Annotated in this window: 12 protein-coding genes; 3 read left to right on the top strand and 9 right to left on the bottom strand. The window is 72.2% G+C overall.

Annotated elements, in window-relative coordinates:
* Positions 1-3: 3 nt before the first annotated feature.
* From ACFYUZ_RS26815 to ACFYUZ_RS26790, 6 genes are all read right to left on the bottom strand, one after another.
* Positions 4-654, bottom strand: coding sequence for an alpha/beta fold hydrolase (locus ACFYUZ_RS26815; protein ID WP_389313348.1), 651 nt, complete (start codon positions 652-654; stop codon positions 4-6).
* Positions 655-656: 2 nt separating this feature from the next.
* Positions 657-1,487 (bottom strand): DUF1295 domain-containing protein, encoded by an 831-nt coding sequence (locus tag ACFYUZ_RS26810; RefSeq protein WP_389313346.1) that lies wholly within the window; start codon positions 1,485-1,487, stop codon positions 657-659.
* Between the two features lie 70 nt (positions 1,488-1,557).
* Complete coding sequence (locus tag ACFYUZ_RS26805) at positions 1,558-2,847, bottom strand: class I SAM-dependent methyltransferase (protein ID WP_389313679.1); 1,290 nt, start codon at positions 2,845-2,847, stop codon at positions 1,558-1,560.
* Between the two features lie 5 nt (positions 2,848-2,852).
* Positions 2,853-3,626 (bottom strand): DUF1365 domain-containing protein, encoded by a 774-nt coding sequence (locus ACFYUZ_RS26800; RefSeq protein ID WP_389313344.1) that lies wholly within the window; start codon positions 3,624-3,626, stop codon positions 2,853-2,855.
* Positions 3,623-4,879, bottom strand: a complete 1,257-nt coding sequence (locus ACFYUZ_RS26795) for an NAD(P)/FAD-dependent oxidoreductase (protein WP_389313342.1) — start codon at positions 4,877-4,879, stop codon at positions 3,623-3,625. The genes ACFYUZ_RS26800 and ACFYUZ_RS26795 overlap by 4 nt, the downstream gene beginning before the upstream one ends.
* A 320-nt stretch (positions 4,880-5,199) precedes the next feature.
* Positions 5,200-7,587, bottom strand: coding sequence for a SpoIIE family protein phosphatase (locus ACFYUZ_RS26790; protein ID WP_389313341.1), 2,388 nt, complete (start codon positions 7,585-7,587; stop codon positions 5,200-5,202).
* Between the two features lie 599 nt (positions 7,588-8,186).
* Between ACFYUZ_RS26790 and ACFYUZ_RS26785 the strand changes: the two genes are divergently transcribed.
* Positions 8,187-9,626, top strand: a complete 1,440-nt coding sequence (locus ACFYUZ_RS26785) for a lamin tail domain-containing protein (RefSeq protein WP_389313339.1) — start codon at positions 8,187-8,189, stop codon at positions 9,624-9,626.
* 67 nt (positions 9,627-9,693) lie between these two features.
* Here ACFYUZ_RS26785 and ACFYUZ_RS26780 read toward each other — a convergent pair whose 3' ends face one another.
* The 3 genes from ACFYUZ_RS26780 to ACFYUZ_RS26770 all read right to left on the bottom strand — a co-directional run bounded on the left by ACFYUZ_RS26780 (position 9,694) and on the right by ACFYUZ_RS26770 (position 13,388).
* Positions 9,694-11,250 (bottom strand): phosphatidylinositol-specific phospholipase C domain-containing protein, encoded by a 1,557-nt coding sequence (locus tag ACFYUZ_RS26780; protein ID WP_389313337.1) that lies wholly within the window; start codon positions 11,248-11,250, stop codon positions 9,694-9,696.
* Between the two features lie 170 nt (positions 11,251-11,420).
* Positions 11,421-11,747, bottom strand: a complete 327-nt coding sequence (locus ACFYUZ_RS26775) for a plasmid stabilization protein (protein ID WP_389313335.1) — start codon at positions 11,745-11,747, stop codon at positions 11,421-11,423.
* Between the two features lie 150 nt (positions 11,748-11,897).
* Entirely contained in the window at positions 11,898-13,388 is a 1,491-nt protein-coding gene (locus tag ACFYUZ_RS26770) for an alpha/beta hydrolase family esterase (RefSeq protein ID WP_389313333.1), read from the bottom strand.
* Between the two features lie 519 nt (positions 13,389-13,907).
* On the opposite strand from ACFYUZ_RS26770, the gene ACFYUZ_RS26765 reads away from it, so the two are divergent.
* A complete protein-coding gene (locus ACFYUZ_RS26765) occupies positions 13,908-15,386 on the top strand; it encodes a globin domain-containing protein (RefSeq protein ID WP_389313332.1) in 1,479 nt (492 codons plus the stop codon).
* The gene (locus ACFYUZ_RS26760; protein ID WP_389313330.1) at positions 15,383-16,303 is read left to right on the top strand and encodes a pyridoxamine 5'-phosphate oxidase family protein; all 921 of its coding nucleotides are present in this window, start codon (positions 15,383-15,385) and stop codon (positions 16,301-16,303) included. The genes ACFYUZ_RS26765 and ACFYUZ_RS26760 overlap by 4 nt, the downstream gene beginning before the upstream one ends.
* Positions 16,304-16,342: the final 39 nt, after the last annotated feature.

Below are 16,342 nucleotides of genomic sequence, written 5' to 3'. Positions count from 1 at the left end.
CCCTCAGCCGCCGTCGACGAGCCGTGCCACGAGGTCCGCCGCTCGTCCGTGCCACAGGCCGGCGCCTCGCAGCATGGCGTGACCGCCGACCGGCATCCGCACTCCCGTCGCGTCGGCACCGACGGCACGGGCGCGACGGACGAAGTCCCACGACTCCTGGGCGGAGGTGACGCGGTCCGCCTCGTCGTGGAGGAGGAAGAGCCGTCGGCCGGCGAGGTGACCGACCGGATCGGCGGGCGGGCACCACGGGGCCAGGGCGACCACTCCCCGTACCGCTGGATCTCCCGCGACGCGCAGGGCCGCTCGCCCGCCCATCGAGTGACCGAGCAGAACGACGGGAACGTCCCCGGCGCGTTCCCGAAGGACGGCGAGGGCCTCCCGGGCGTCGCGGGCGGCGTCGGCCCGGTCCCCGTTCCAGCCCCTTCGGCGGTATCTCAGGTAGGCGACGCACACGGGCCGGGGACGGAGTGCGCGCAGCACCGCACGGCCGAACGGCCTCATGCGGAGGGCGGCGACGTCGACGGGCGGTGGCGGTCGCAGTCCGTCGGCACGACCGCCGGGAAGCAGGAGCACCGCGGCGATCGGGGCGGAGGGCGGGTGCCGGAGAACCAGACGCTCGTCCACCTGCCCCTTCCGCCGATCGGAGAGAGCCACGGTCACCGCTCCCGTGCCCGCGACGGGCGGGCGGGCCGGCGCGGGGGACGGGGGAGGAAGCCGCTCGTCCGGGCGCGGTACTCGGCGTATCCGGGGCGTTGTGCCATGTGGTTCTCCAGGAGCCTCTTGCCGCTCCCGAAGACGAGGAGCCCGCTCATCACGAGGGGGGAGACCACGGTGAGCAGGGCGGTCTGCCACGAGACGCACGCCATCAGGTAGAGGCCCCACCACACGAGGAAGTCGCCGAAGTAGTTGGGGTGGCGGGTCCAGCTCCACAGCCCCCGGTCCATGATGCGTCCCTTGTTCGCGGGATCCGCCTTGAACCGGGCGAGCTGGTGGTCTCCCGTCGCCTCGAAGCACACTCCGACCGCCCACGACGTCAGCCCGACGGCCGCCGTGGCGTCGAGGGGCTCGGGCACGAGGGAGGCGACCTGGACGGGCAGGGAGACGAGCCAGACCAGGCCGCCCTGGAGGAGGTACACCTTGCGGAGGGCGTAGAGGCTTCGACTGCCCGGGGCGCGGTCCAACATCCGCGCGTACCTCGGGTCTTCGCCGTGCCCTCGCCCGCGGCGCGCGATGTGGACGGCCAACCGCAGTCCCCACACGACGGTGGCGAGCGCGACGACGGCTCTGCGGCCGTCGTCCCCGTACCCGTCGGAGAGCGACCAGGACACCAGGGCCACGGCGGCGAACGCGACGCCCCACGCGACGTCGACGATCCGGTGCAGGCCTCTGGCGTTCCCCATGACGAAGGTGATCAGCATGACGGCCGTCGCCGTGCCGGCCGAGACGGCCAGGAGCAGCACGAGGGCACCGGTGTCGACGAACGTCACGCGCGTACCCCTCCCCCGTGACGGGGGTGGAGTCCCCCGTGCCGGGCGTGAAGGACCGACCCCATCGCGCCTACCCCTCCTGGCCGGTCGCGGTGAGCGCGATCTGGCGTACGTCGAGGTAGTGGGCGCGGAAGCCCGCCTCCGAGTAGGCGAGGTAGAGCTCCCACATGCGGCGGAAGACGCGGTCGAAGCCGAGTTCCGCGACGGCTTCCCCGTTGTCCAGGAACGTCTCGCGCCACAGCCGGAGCGTCTCGGCATAGTGCTCGCCGTAACCCGCGTCGTGGACGACGGCGAGTCCGGCCGCGGAGCCGTGTCGGGCGATGGCCTCCCGGGAGGGGATGAGTCCGCCGGGGAAGACGTACTTGCTGATCCAGGTGTGGGTGCGGGCGGTGACGCGCATCCTGTCGTGCGGCATCGTGATGGCCTGGAGCACGGCGCGCCCGCCGGGCGCCAGGAGTCCGCGCAGGGTCGCGAAGTAGTCGGGCCAGTACTCGGGACCGACGGCCTCGATCATCTCCACGCTGACCACGGCGTCGTAGCGTCCGCCCGTCCGGCGGTAGTCGCGGAGTTCGACGTCGACCCGGTCGGAGAAGCCGGCGGCCCTGACGCGTTCCGTCGCCAGGCTCCGCTGCTCGGCGGAGAGCGTGATGGTACGGACGTGGGCCCCGCGGGCGGCGGCGCGCAGGGCGAGTTCCCCCCAGCCCGTGCCGATCTCCAGGAGCCGCGTTCCGGGGCCGACCCGGGCCAGGTCGAGGAGCCGGTCGATCTTCCGGTGCTGGGCGGCGGTGAGGTCGGCGCCCCGGGCCGGAAGGGAGTCGAAGACCGCGGACGAGTAGGTGAGGCTGGGGTCGAGGAACAGGGCGAAGAGCTCGTTGGACAGGTCGTAGTGGCGGTGGATGTTCCGGCGGGCCCCGTCGAGCGAGTTGCGGTCGTTCCGGGGCCTGTGGCGCGTCCAGGCGCCGCGCAGGCGCCGGAGCGGTGCCGGGGCGAGGTCGTCGACGTGACGGGCGAGGACCGTGAGCAGCCCGACGAGGTCGTCGCTGTCCCATTCGCCGGCCATGTAGGACTCGCCGAAGCCGATGAGGCCGTCCGCGCCGATCCTCCGGTAGAAGGCCCGGGGGTCGTGGAGCGTCAGTGTCGGCGCGGTCGACGGGCCGTCCGCCGTGCCGGCCGCGGACCGGCCCCCCTCCGGCGTGACCGTCCGCAGCGGCAGGCGGGCGAGCGCGCGCTCCACGAGCGTGCGCGCGACGGCCGTGCGCAGGGCGGAGGCGCGGGGGAGCCGGGCCACGTCCGGCCAGCGTTCGGCGCAGACCGAGAGGGGACCGTTGTCGGTGTCGCGTGCGGATACCGAGGGTGACAGGAGAGTCACAGCATGCCTTCCTGGGTGGGAGGGGTGGGCCGGGGCCGGACGGGCAGTCCCTTGAGGTGGAGGCGGATCCCATGGAGGCGGATGCCGAGCGAGACGGCAGCGGTCGACCAGGGGTGGCGCAGGGAGGCTGCGAGGAGCGTCCGGGTGCCCGCGGGACGGTGGGTGCCGAGGACGGTGGCGGTCAGGGGGCGGTGGCCCTCCGCGTGGCGGAGCTGGACGGTGAGGTCCAGCCGGTCGCCGGGCAGGGGCAGGCGCATCCGGTAGGAGCCTTCGACGTCGAAGAACGGCGACACGTAGAAGACCTTGGGGACCTCGTCACGACCCTGGGAGTCGGGTCGCAGGAGGTAGCAGTGGCGTTGCCCATAGGTGTTGTGCACCTCCGCGACGACGCAGACCGGGCGCCCGGTGCTGTCGTGGCACCAGTAGAGGGTGAGGGGGTTGAAGACGTGCCCGAGGACACGCGCGTGGCCGAGCATCAGGACCGTTCCGTCGGCGTCGGTGACGCCGTTGGCCACGAGGAAGGCGTCCAGTCCGGCCCGCAGGGTGGGCGCGGTACCGCCGAAGTGGTCACGGGGGTCGAACCGGGCGAGGGGACGAAGGAGCCGGGGAGGACGGGGGAGGTCGTCGATGTCGACCAGCCAGAAGTACGTGCGTCGACGGAACCCGTACCGCAACGGGGCGACCCGCGTGTGGACGACCTCGCTCCGGTAGAGGGCGGGGACATGGGGGAACGTACCGCCCTCTCCGCTTCCGGCCGCTCTCCCGTTCACCAGTCCACTCCGAGGCTCCGGGCCGCCTCGACTCCTGACCGGCAGCCGTCTTCGTGGAACCCCCAGCCGTGATAGGCGCCCGCGTACGCCGTGACAGAGGTGTTGAGGCCCGGCAACAGGCGTTGAGCCGCGACGGATTCGGGGGTGTACACGGGATGCTCGTAGGTCATGCGGGCGAGGACGGTGGAATCGTCGACCCTGCCACCGGGATTGAGCGTCACGATGTGGGGCTCGGCGACGGTCAGCCGTTGCAGTCGGTTCATGTCGTAGCTCACCTGGACCGATTCCGGACGGGCCGCACAGGAAGGAAGCCAGTAGTTCCAGGATGCGCGCGCGTGGGGGCTCCGGGGTAGGAGCGAGGTGTCGCGGTGCAGCACGGTCGGGTTCCGGGAGTAGGTGAACGCTCCCAGGGCGCGTCGTTCCTGTGCGGTCGCGTCGGCGAGAAGCCGCAGGGCCTGGTCGGGGTGGACCGCGAGGACGACGGCGGAGTGGGTGGTCGATTCGCCGTCCTCGGTGACGACGCGGGCCTGGTCCGGGCCGCGCAGGACGCTGCGGACCGGCGTGGCGGTCCGGACGGCCGTCAGCCCCTTGGCCGCGCGTTCGACGTAGGCCGAGGAGCCTCCGGTGACCGTCTTCCACCGCGGCGACCCCGTCACCGCCAGGAGTCCGTGGTGGCCGAGGAACCGGAAGAGGTACGCCGCGGGGTACCGGAGCGAGGTCTCCGGTGCGCACGACCACACCGCCGAGACGAGCGGGATCGCGAAGTGGCTGACGAAGTGGGCCGTGAAGCGGCGCCTTCGGAGGAAGTCCCCCAAGGTCATCGTCTCGTCGCCCGCTTCGAGCAGGCGGCGGGCGGCCCGGTGGAATCGCGGCACGTCGGCGAGCATGCGCAGATGGGCCGGGCGGCGGAGGTTGCCGCCGCCCAGGAGACCTCGCGGCCCCCGGGCGCCGGCGTACTCCAGTCCGCAGCCGTCGCACCGTACGGACATGCTCATCTCCGAGTCCTGGGTCGTCACGCCCAGCTCCCGGAAGAGCCGCAGGAGGTGGGGGTAGGTCCGCTCGTTGTGGACGATGAACCCCGTGTCCACCCGGACGACGCCGCCCTCGCGCAGGGGCAGCTCATGGGTGTGGGCGTGTCCTCCGAGGCGGTCCTCGGCCTCGTACAGGGTGACGTCGTGCACGCGCGCCAGGATGTGGGCGGCCGTCAGTCCGGCCACTCCCGCCCCCACCACCGCGATGTTTCGGCGGTTCATCTGTCCACCCCTCATGGCCCGGACCCGAGTCCGGGAGCAACAGCTGTCGGTCAACGGTTCTTCGGAGCAGTTCCTCGATCGGATGGGGATGCCGGTCCGTGGCCGGGAGGGGTCCCGCGGCGCCCGCCACAGGACCCTCCTCCGATCCGACGCGGACAGTGACGTCGTGTCCTGCTTCGTGCGGCCACCCTGTTCCAGGCAGGCATGACGGGACAACACGCATCGTTTATGCGTCGATAAAACGCTGCGGGGGTGTCGTCGCCTTCGCCGCGGGCGGGGCCGGTGGACCGTACGGGGCGACGCGGGGGAAGGACGCGGACTCAGCGCCCGGAGGGCAGGGACTGCTCCGTCCAGATGGTCTTGCCCGTGCGCGTGTACCGGCTGCCCCACCGGTCGGCGAGCTGCGCGATCAGGAAGAGCCCACGGCCCCCCTCCTCCGTCGCGTGGGCGCGGCGCATACGGGGCTGGGTGCTGCTGCCGTCGGACACCTCGCAGATCAGCGTCGCCGTGCGGATCAGCCGGAGCGAGATCGGCCCACCCGCGTAACGGATGGCGTTGGTGACGAGCTCGCTGGCCACCAGCTCGGTGGTGAAGGCGAGCTCGTCCAGGTCCCAGCGGGACAGCTGGCTCAGCACGTGGGCCCGCGCCTCGGCCACCACCGCCGGATCCGCAGGGAAGGTCCAGGTGGCGGTGGAGTCCGCGGGGACCCCGCGGACCGCCGCGAGCAGCAGCGTCACGTCGTCCGACAGCGGAGCGGGGACGAGGCGCCGCACCACTTCGGGGCCGACCTCCTCCAGGGGCCGGCCTGACCCGAGCGAGGCCAGTGCGTGCCGGAGGGCCGTCATCCCCTCGTCCAGGTCGGAGTGCCCACCCTCGATCAGCCCGTCGGTGTAGAGCGCGACGACGCTGCCGTCCGCCACCTCCCTCTCCACGGGTTCGAACGGCAGTCCGCCGACCCCGAGCGGTGGACCGGGGCTGAGGTCGAGGTAGGAGACGCTGCCGTCGGGGTCCATCAGCGCGGGCGGCGGATGTCCCGCGCTGGCCACGACGCACCGCCGGGTCACGGGGTCGTACGTCATGTAGAGGCAGGTGGCACCGAACGAGCCGAAGGGAATCTCGGTGCCGGGTGGCCGCGCGGCTTCCGTACCGTCGGTGTCGATGACGAACTGGGACACGAGGTCGTCCAGATGCGTCAGCAGTTCGTCGGGTTCCAGGTCGAGGTCCGCCAGTGTCCGCACGGCGGTGCGCATCCGTGCCATCGTCGCGGTGGCCTGGAGGCCGTGCCCGACCACGTCCCCGACCACGAGGGCGACCCGTCCGGACGACAACGGGATGACGTCGAACCAGTCACCGCTGACACCCGTCGCCGTGTCGGTGGGGAGGTAGACGCTCGCGGTGTGCACGGTGGACGTGTCGGTGGTGGAGGACGGCAGCAGGCTCCGCTGCAGGCCGACCGCGGCGTTCCGCTCGCGGGCGTAGCGACGCGCGTTGTCCACGACCAGGGCCGTACGCGAGGCGATCTGCTCCAGGAGGGCGAGGTCGTCGTCGGTGAAGGGCGGACGGTCCTCGTCCCGCCCGACCCGGATGCGGCCGAGGAGCGCCCCTCGCGCCCGCAGCCACACGCTCATCCCGCGCGCGAGGCCACCGACCGCGTCAGGAGGAGCCGGGCTCGCGTCAGGAGGCTCCGCGCTCGCGCCCGACGCGTGCGGCCGCACCCGGCCCGAGAGCACACCGCCGGTGTCCACCTCGTACGTGGCGGAGCCGAGCAGGTCGGGGGAGAGCCCGGCCACCGCCGTCCGACGGAGCACATGCCGATGACGGTGTTCGGGGGCCGGCTCCTCGTGGGTGAACACGGCCTCGGCGACCTCGACGACCGCCACGTCGGCCAGTGCCGGAACGAGTACGGCGGCGAGGTCGCGGGTGGTCTCCTCGGCGGAGAGATTGGTGCTGAGGACGGTGGTGGCCCGGTGCAACAGGTCGAGGCGACGACGCGAGAGCCGTTCTTCCGTGACGTCCACGAAGAGGGCCGTCACGCCCATCACGAACTCGTTCGCCTCCTGCAGGCGGAACGCGGAGACCGCCATGATCCGCCCCGCACCCGGGTCGACCCGCGTGTGCACCTGGACGTCGACCGCGACCAGCGGGACCCCGGTCGTCAGGACCTCCCGCAGCCGCGCGTCGATCACGCGTGCGTCCGACTCCCGGACGAAGTCGCTCAGCCGAGCCCCGTACAGATCGCCCGGGACACCCGTGTAGGGCAGGAGGTGCGTGTTCGTCCTCACCAGGCGCAGGTCGTTGTCGAAGACCGCGAGACCGATCCGGTCCTGGAGGAACAGCTCCCGCATGAAGGCGTTGCCCTGACGCCACTGCGCGACCAGGGCGCGGGGCGCACCCAGTACCAGGAACCGGGGCGGGGAACCCCCCGGTCCGTCGGTGAGCGGCAGGACCCGGAAATCCACCTCCCCGGCGCCGTCCGGGGCGAGCTTCGCGCGCCCCTCCCACACCGGCCCGTCGCGCTGCGCCATGACCGCCCGCCAGCTCCCCGGATCCGCCAGGAGATCCCGGACGCGTCGCCCGTGCAGGTCCCGTGCCGACCGCCCCAACAGGTTCTCCGCCGCGGGTGTGCACCCCAGGACGGTCCCACGGCCGTCCACCACGAGACCGGCCGCGTGCCCCACGTCGAGGAGGTCGTCGCTGTCCGAGGTCATCGGAGGGCACCGTCCATTCCGTGCATGGTGAGCGGCTGCGGCCACCGCTCCTCACCACTCTGCCCGGGCGTCCGGCTCGCGGCACGCCGTACGCTGCCGAATGGCCGCCGTACCAGTACGCCGGTCTCCTCCGCCGCCAGGACCTCCGTCCCCCGCTTCGTCGCCCCACCGGCCGACAGCTCCCTCGCCGACGGCCGCCGACCGGGCACGACCAGCACCGCACCCCTCCTGCACGCCGCACGAAGCCGTCACGCCGGACCCGCCCGGGTCCGGTCACACCCGAGTTTTCGGCCCGGGGCGCGCAGGCGTGACCCGGTGGTACGAGGAGCTGTTCCCGCGGGACCATGAAGGTACCGATTCACTCGGCTCCCCGGCCCGTGGCATGGTGCCCAGCGCAGCGAAGCCGCTCGGACGGTCCGGCTCCACGGACCGCACCGCAGTGATGCCGGGTGCTCCCTCGACCGGTCGGAGCTCGCCGGCCCGTCGTTCGACGTGCGTTCACCCGGCGACCGAGCCGATGCCGATCGCCGTTCGGCATCGGACAGGACGCTCGTCTCGCTCCACCACCCCACTCCTCCTCTCCTCCCGGGACGGACACCGTGTTCGAAGTACGCGCTCGCCGTGGGCGTCGTCACCTCGCCCTCTTCCGCCGCGCCTCGCTCCGCCTGGTCGTGGCCGGCTCCACGACGGTCGCCGCCGTGTCGGCGCTCGTGTCCACGGCCCAGGCGGCCCCGGCGGACGACATCCGCATCAACGAGGTGGTGACGACCGGCAGCGTCAACGACTCGATCGAGCTGTTCAACAAGGGCGCGGCCGCCGTCGACATCTCCGGCTGGGTCCTCAGGGACGACAACAACAGCTCGAAGTTCACCGTGCCGTCCGGGACGACGCTCGGCCCGGGCGCGGTCAGGGCCTTCGACGTCTCCGCGTCGTTCGGTCTCGGTTCCGCGGACAAGGCCCGCCTCTACCTGCCCGGCGGCAGCACGCTGGTCGACAGCTTCACGTGGACCAGCCACTCGGCCCCGTCCTGGTCGCGGTGCCCCGACGGCACCGGCGCCTTCGGCCAGACGGCGCTCACGCTCGGCGCGCTCAACTCCTGCGGCGGGAGCGGCACGGCACCGGAGGCCTGGCCCGGCGGCGGCTCCGTGGCCACGGCCGACGGCTCCGACGTCTTCGGTCCGGACCTCAGCGGCCTGTACGAGGAGGGCTCCGTGATGTGGGGCGCCCAGAACTCCGGCACGCTGTGGCGGCTGGTCCGTGACGGCTCCGGCGGCTGGCGGCCGGACACCGCGAACGGCTGGGCCTCCGGCAAGACCCTGCGCTTTCCCAACGGCACCGGCGCCCCCGACAGCGAGGCCGTGACGCTGACGGCCGCGGGTGCGGCGGGCGGCGCCTACGTGGCGAGCGAGCGCAACGGCGACGCCTCCGGCACCAGCCGCCTGTCCGTCCTCCGTTACGACGTCACCACGGGCACCGGCACCACCCTGACCGCCACGAAGGAGTGGAACCTGACCGCCGGCCTGCCGGCCGTCGGCTCCAACGCCGGCTTCGAGGCGATCACCTGGATCCCGGACGCCACGCTCACCGCGGCGGGCTTCAAGGACGAGTCGACCGGCACGGCCTACGCCCCGAACCGCTTCGGCGCGCACACCGGAGGCGTGTTCTTCGTCGGCGTCGAGGGCACCGGATCCGTCTACGGCTACGTGCTCGAGGACGGCGGCACCGCCACCCGGGTCGCGACGATCAGCAGCGGCATGGCCGGGGTCATGGAGCTCCAGTGGGAGCCGCAGGCCGCGCGCCTGTGGCTGGTCTGCGACGACACCTGCTCCGGCCGGCACCGGACGCTGAAGATCGGCACCGACGGCGTCTTCGCCCCGGCCGCCGTCTACAACCGCCCGGCCGGCATGGCCGACCTGAACAACGAGGGCTTCACCCTCGCCGCCGCCGACGAGTGCGCGGGCGGCACCAAGCCCGTCTACTGGGCGGACGACAGCAACACCAGCGGGCACGCGATCCGCAGGGGCACCATCACCTGCTGACGCCCGGCACAAGACGGAGCGGGTTGCCCCCTCCCCCGGAGGGGGCAACCCGCGTATCCGCAGAGGGCTACCTCTTCGGGCAGGTCTCCTGGGTCACCTTGCCGCCCGTCGTGCCGGCGGTGGCCGGGTCCATCGACAGGCACAGGCCCGTCCAGTTGTTGATGAACGTGTAGGCCGGCCGGGACCCGGTCGGAGTGGCGAGCTTGGTCGGGATGATGTTCCACATCTGGCTGCCCGAGAACCAGCGGGTCTCGCAGTCCCACCAGAACAGCTGGGTTCCGGAGCCCGGCGGAGTGCCGTTGTTGTACGGGACGGTCAGGCACTTGCCGTTGCTCGCCTTGATCCAGAAGTGGCCCTTGCCGTCGTACGAGGGCTTCTCGGCCCCCCACTGGTGGCTGCCGGGCGGCGTCGACTGGCACTCGCGCTGGGTGACCAGGCCACCGGTCCTGGAGCTGTCGAACTCGGGACCCCGGACCATGCAGCGGCCGTACAGGCTGTTGACGTAGGTCTTGTTGTCGTTGACCAGCCAGATCATCCGGTTGCCGCCCTGGACGGCATTGTCGGCGTTGTGGTCGATGATCGCGTTCACCAGGCCCCAGCCGGGGAAGTCCGACATGACGATGCCGACGCGGCCCCGCGTGCTGTTGAGGTGCTGCATCAGCTGGACGTTGACGCCGGTGTACTTGACGCCGTTCGAGTACAGGTCACCACCGGCGTAGTGCCAGGGCAGGTACCCGAAGGGCGCCTGGGACGCGGACGAATACGTCAGGAACAGATCGTTGGGGGAGGGGCTGGCCATCGCCTTGTCGACGTTGGCCTTGACGTGGTTCCACTTGCCCGGGATGGTCGGCTCGCCCCAGTGGTCTTCCTTGAAGTCGTTGAAGCCCTTGATCCCGTAGTGATCGCTGTCGGCGTTGTCGAAGCTGCCGAGGACCACCTTGCCGCGGACCTGCCCCAGCGTGGGGATCGCGGCCGGGCCGGCCCCCGACACCGAGGGGGTGTAGAACAGGCTGGAGTACCTGCTCCGGTAGCCGTCGAAGACGGTCCGGACCCGTTCCCGCGTCACCGACTTCGGGTCGTGCGCGCAGTCGCCGGGGGTGCTGCTCTCGCCCTCGTAGACGCACTCGGCCCTCAGCCGCATCACGATCGTCTCGGTGGGATGCGCCGAGAGGAACGACCGTGCCTTCGTCAGGACGTCGTCGAAGTTGGCCTGCTGGTAGTACACGCCGTGGTGGACCGTGAAGGCGTCGTTCCCGCTGACGCGGACCCGGATGTCGACGGCCCGGATGCCCCGTTCCAGCTGTGCCGTCAGCGTCTGCGCGCTGTCGCCGTAGTCCTCCTGCGTGGCCGCGGCCGTACCGCCGTGGATGGAGAGCGTGTCATGGGTGCCGGGGATGGACATCGCCGACAGCTTGGTGTCGCTCGCGATGCCCCACATCCACTCGGCCCGGTCCGCCTGCCCGAGGTTGCGGTAGGCGTCCTCATTGGTCGACCCGGCCGCGCCGGCGGCAGTGGGCGTCAGCAACGTCGCTCCCAGCGCGACGCAGACCGTCATCAAACGCGCCAGCGGGCGGGACCGTCGGCGCGGTCCGACGCCGGTGACATGGGGGGTGGTGCGGGGCATGAGACTCCTGTCCGGATGCGAAGCGGTGCAGGGTCCAGACTGGGCGCCGCCGCTATCGTTTCGCTGCCGTTCTGCTTGCGCCCTGCCCCACGACCCTCTCCCCGCCGCTGGGACAGCGGTTACCGGACCGGGGCGTCACGGCCGAGGGCCGTGACGCCCCGTGCCCGTCCTCAGTGGCCGAGGGCGTTCTTGAGCTGCTGCTTGGTCATGGTGGAGCGGCCTTCGATGCCGCGCTTCTTCGCCTCCTGGTACAGGTCGTCCTTGGTGCGCTCGGACGAGCCGCCGCCCCCGGACCTCTCGCCACCGCGCCGCGAGGCGGACTTGCCCGAGGTCGAACCGCGGCCGGCCGACGTGCTCTCGCCCGACCGCGCCCGCTCCTTGTTCACGGTGCGGGAGGCCATCTCCTGGGCACGGCCCTCGGACATGCCCCGCTTCTCGCCGGACTCCTTGACGTGCTCGTACTGGCGCTCGCGCTTGGAGCTGCTTCCTCTGGGCATGGGAACACTTCCTTCGTGAGGGATTCCAGGTCCCCGGCAATGCTGCGCTTACCCGGACCGCCACGCATGTCACCCACACCCATACGAGAATCGGAAGCCGGACGCCCACCTCACCGCAGACGGCTGTCCGTGGACCCCGGACCGCCGGTACTAGCAGCCGGCGTCCGCGACGACGTAATAGCCGGGCGCGGTCTGCTTCAGGGTGTGCGTGACGAAGGTGTTGTACAGGCCCATGGCCTGGCCGGAGCCCGTGGCGTAGGTCTGGCCGCCGCTCTGGTAGGCGCGGCCGGCGGCGGTGTGCTGGTAGTTGTTCGCCGTGTGGCAGAGGGGCGTGGAGCCGGTGGTGGTCGCGGTCACCGACGAGGAGGCCGCCCCCGCCGCCCCGGCCGCGTCGACGGCGGCCACCGTGTACGCGTACGTGGTGCCGACGGCCAGGACCGTGTCGGTGTAGGAGGTCGACGTCGTGGTGCCCGCCTTCGCGCCGCCGCGGTAGACCTCGTAGGACGCCGCTCCGGGGACCGCGTTCCAGCTCAGCGAGACGGAGGTGTCGGTGGTGCCGCCGACCGTCAGTCCTGCGGGCGCGGGCAGGGTGCCCGGCGTCTCCCCTCCGTCGCCGCCACCGTCGAGCCCCCAGAAACGGGCGGTGTGGTAGCTGGAGCAGATGGTGTCGAGGTAGTAGGTCCCGGCGGTGCCGCACTGGTCCGGGCCGCTGCCCGGGTCGACCGCCAGGCCGTGGGCCATGCCGGAGATCGAGTAGACCCGTACGACGGGCTTGCCGGAGGCGTCGTCGTACTCGCTCAGGGTGGTGCCGCCGGAGAGGCCCTCGGTGCGGGAGGGCGTCTGGCCGATGCCCCACACGTTCGTCCACTGGTCGCGCAGCTCGGTGGCGTTGGCCGGTACGACCGTGGTGTCGGAGGTGCCCTGCCAGATCGCCACGCGGGGCCAGGAGGCGGTGCCGGCGGGCGCGGCGGAGCGCACGAGGTCGCCCCACTGGGCGGGCGTCTTGTTCGGCGGGCTGTACATGCAGGTGTACGCGGCGGACACGCTCGTCGCGCAGTGTGCGGAAAGTCCGGAGCCGATGGAGCCGCCGGCGAAGACGTCGGGGTAGGCGGCGAGCATGTTCGCGGTCATGCCGGCGCCCGCCGACAGACCGGTGATGTACACCCGTCGCGCGTCGCTGCCGTAGCGCGCGACGGCGGTGTCGACCATCTGCCTGATGGACAGGGCCTCGCCCTTGCCGCGCGTGCTGTCGCCCGAATCGAACCAGTTGAAGCAGGAGTTGGAGTTGTTCGCGCTGCTCGTCTGGGGGAAGACGAGGGCGAACCCGTACTGGTCGGCGAACTTCGGCCAGCCGGAGTGGGCGTAGTAGTCGCTCGCGCTCTGCGTGCAGCCGTGCAGGGCGACGACGAGCGGTGCGCCCGGGGCGAGGCCGTCCGGCGCGTACGTGTGCATGGAGAGGTTGCCGGGGTTGGAGCCGAAGCCGGTGACCTGGGTCAGGCCTGCGGCGGACGCCTGCGGGCCGGCGGCCACCAGACCGCCCGTCAGGGCGAGGCCGCCCGCGGTGACGGCGAGCCACCGGCGGATGCCGCCGATGACGCGGCGGCCCTTCGCGGTGCGGAACGGGGGATACGGCTGTCCCATGGCTGATGCCTTCCGTGGGGGAGAGGACGGGGGGCACCGTGGCGGTCGCGGCTCGTGCCACCGGTGTGGCGTGAATCATGCGGTCCTGCTCGCTGACGTCGACATGGGCGGGACAGCCAGCCTTGACGGAGGATCAGTGTGTCGGCCTTCCATGGCCCGACCCGCGAACGTCCCGGTAGTGAGCAGGAGTCGGGCCCACCGTCCTCGGCGGACACCGCGCCCGCCTGACCCGCCTCCGCGACCCGGTCCGACGCCCGAGGACCTGGAGGAATTCTCCGGAAGATTATGGAGGACTTCTGGTGGTCGCGTGACTTTTCCGTCGGGGATTCGCCGCCCACGCCTCGCCGAACATGCATGCGCATCCTTCGAACTCATCGGTAACCCTTCTCTGAGCTGGGCGAACGCGTTCACGGGGTGCTCCACCGCGAACATCACGCTCCTTCATACGGCCGATGTATGGTCAGGCCGCCCTCGTACGGGTGGGCATGAAGGCGAGGCAATTCGAGGCGAGGCGCACCGATGGGAACTCCGACCACTCCGTCGTCCGGCGGAGCAGGCGAAGGCGGGGGTTGGTTCACACGAGGGCCGGCTCAGGCACCTGACGAGTTTTCGGCCCCGCGGGCCCCCCAGGCACCGCGGGCCCCGCAGGCCCCCCAAGCGCCCCAGGTCCCTGAGGCGCCGCGAGCCCCCCAAACACCCCAGGCCCCTCAGCCACCGCGAGCCCCCCAGGTCCCTCACGCGCGTCGGGCACCTCAGGCCCCTCACGCGCCCTCTGCGTCCTACACACCCCAGGGACCCCGGGGGCCTCACGGCTCCCCCAGGGGCCAGGGATCGGCCACGCCGCCCGGCGCGGCCGGGGCCGGCCCGTCGGGCGAGTCGGACGCGGCCCTCCTGCGCCGCACCATGGCCGAGATCGAGCCGATCGCCGACCAGGTCACCTCGTACTTCTACGCCCTTCTCTTCCTCCACCACCCCGACCTGCGGGAGCTCTTCCCCGCGGCGATGAACACCCAACGGGACCGCCTCTTCAAGGCGCTGCTCACCGCCGCGACCCACGCGGACGACCCCGCCACCCTGACCACGTACCTCACCCACCTCGGCCGCGGGCACCGGAAGTACGGCACCCGCCCCGAGCACTACCCGGCCGTCGGCGAGGCCCTGATCGGCGCCCTCACCCGGTACGCCTCCGCCGTCTGGGGGCCGAGGACCGAGGCCGCGTGGGTGGCCGCCTACACCACGATCTCGCAGATCATGATCGACGCGGCGACCGAGGACGAACTCCGTTCCCCCGCCTGGTGGCAGGCGGAGGTGGTCGGCCACGAGATGCGGACCCCGGACATCGCGGTCGTCACGGTCCGGCCCGACCAGCCGTACCCCTTCCTCGCCGGGCAGTACACCACCCTGGAGACCCCGTGGTGGCCGCGCGTCTGGCGGCACTACTCCTTCGCCTCCGCGCCCCGCTCCGACGGCCTGCTGTCCTTCCACGTCAAGGCCGTCCCGGCGGGCTGGGTCTCCAACGCCCTCGTGCACCGCGCCCGTCCCGGCGACGTCATCCGCCTCGGTCCCCCCGCCGGCTCCATGACCGTGGACCACAGCACCGACAACGGGCTGCTGTGCCTCGGAGGCGGCACCGGCATCGCGCCCATCAAGGCCCTCGTGGAGGACGTCGCCCGGCACGGCCGGCGCCGTACCGTCGACGTCTTCTACGGCGCCCGTGAGAACCACGGCCTGTACGACATCGAGACGATGCTCCGGCTCCGGCAGTCGCACCCCTGGCTCTCGGTCCGACCGGTCCTGGACGACGGCATCGGCGGCCTGCCCTCCGGCGGTCTGCCCGACGCCATCCGCGAACACGGCCCGTGGCACACGCACGACGCCTATCTGTCCGGGCCGCCCGGAATGATCCGCCGCGGTGTCGAGGCCCTGGTGGGCGTCGGCATCCCCACCCACCGCATACGACACGACTCCCTAGAGGAACTGGCCGGGGCAACGACGTGAGCACTTTCCAGCAGGACCCGAGCACCTCCGAGCAGACCGGGCGGCGGACGGCACCCCTGCGCACCACCCGCCCGGGCAGCGACGGCGAACACCTCGTCCAGTGGCGCCTGGGCACCACCGAACGCGCCGACCGGTTCTACGCCGAACAGGTCCTCGACCGGCTGAACCCCCGGATGCGCGATTTCACGGCCCGGCAGGAGATGTTCTTCCTGGCCACCGCCGACCGCCACGGAGCCTGCGACAGCACCTTCCGCGCCGGCCCGCCCGGTTTCCTCCACGTCCTCGACGACACGACGCTCGCCTACCCCGAGTACCGGGGCAACGGCGTCCACGCCAGCCTCGGCAACATCGAGGAGAACCCGCACGTCGGCGTCCTGATGGTGGACTTCCTCCGCGACCGCATCGGCCTCCACGTCAACGGCCGGGCCAGGGTCGTCGCCGACGACGAGATGCGCCGGGCCCACCCCGACGCCGCGCTCGCCGTCGACCCGGTGCCCGGCCGGCGGGCCCTGGTGTGGGTCGAGATCGCCGTCGACGAGGCGTACATCCACTGCGCCAAGCACATTCCCCACCTCCAGAAGGTCCCCGCCCGCGGCAGCGGCCGGTCCTGGGGCACGGACGACGTCAAGCGCAAGGGCGGCGACTTCTTCGGTGCGGCCGCCGACGCCCCGGAGCGCGGCCCGTTCGTGCCGCCGCCCCGCGCCGATCCGGCGACCTGGCGCGCGGCGGCCGAGACGGTGCTGGCGAAGGCCGACTCCGCGGCGGGGGCACGGGCGTTCAGCGGCTGGTTCAGCCGCGGCGCCGGCCCGCGCCGAGCCGCTCAGGCGAAGGCGGAGGAACTTCCGCGCGACGCGCACCGGAGCGCGCTCGGCGGGGCGTCACCCGCGTGGCGCGCCGGGCACGTCCCGCAGCCGTGACCGGAAGGCGCTGCCGCCGCCCGAGGGGGTGGCCTCCGC

Origin of the sequence: Streptomyces sp. NPDC004266 (assembly GCF_042874095.1) — a bacterium.
Taxonomy (GTDB): Bacteria; Actinomycetota; Actinomycetes; order Streptomycetales; family Streptomycetaceae; genus Streptomyces.
The sequence above is the reverse complement of the archived record's forward strand: the minus strand, read 5'-3'. Positions and strand labels throughout refer to the sequence as shown.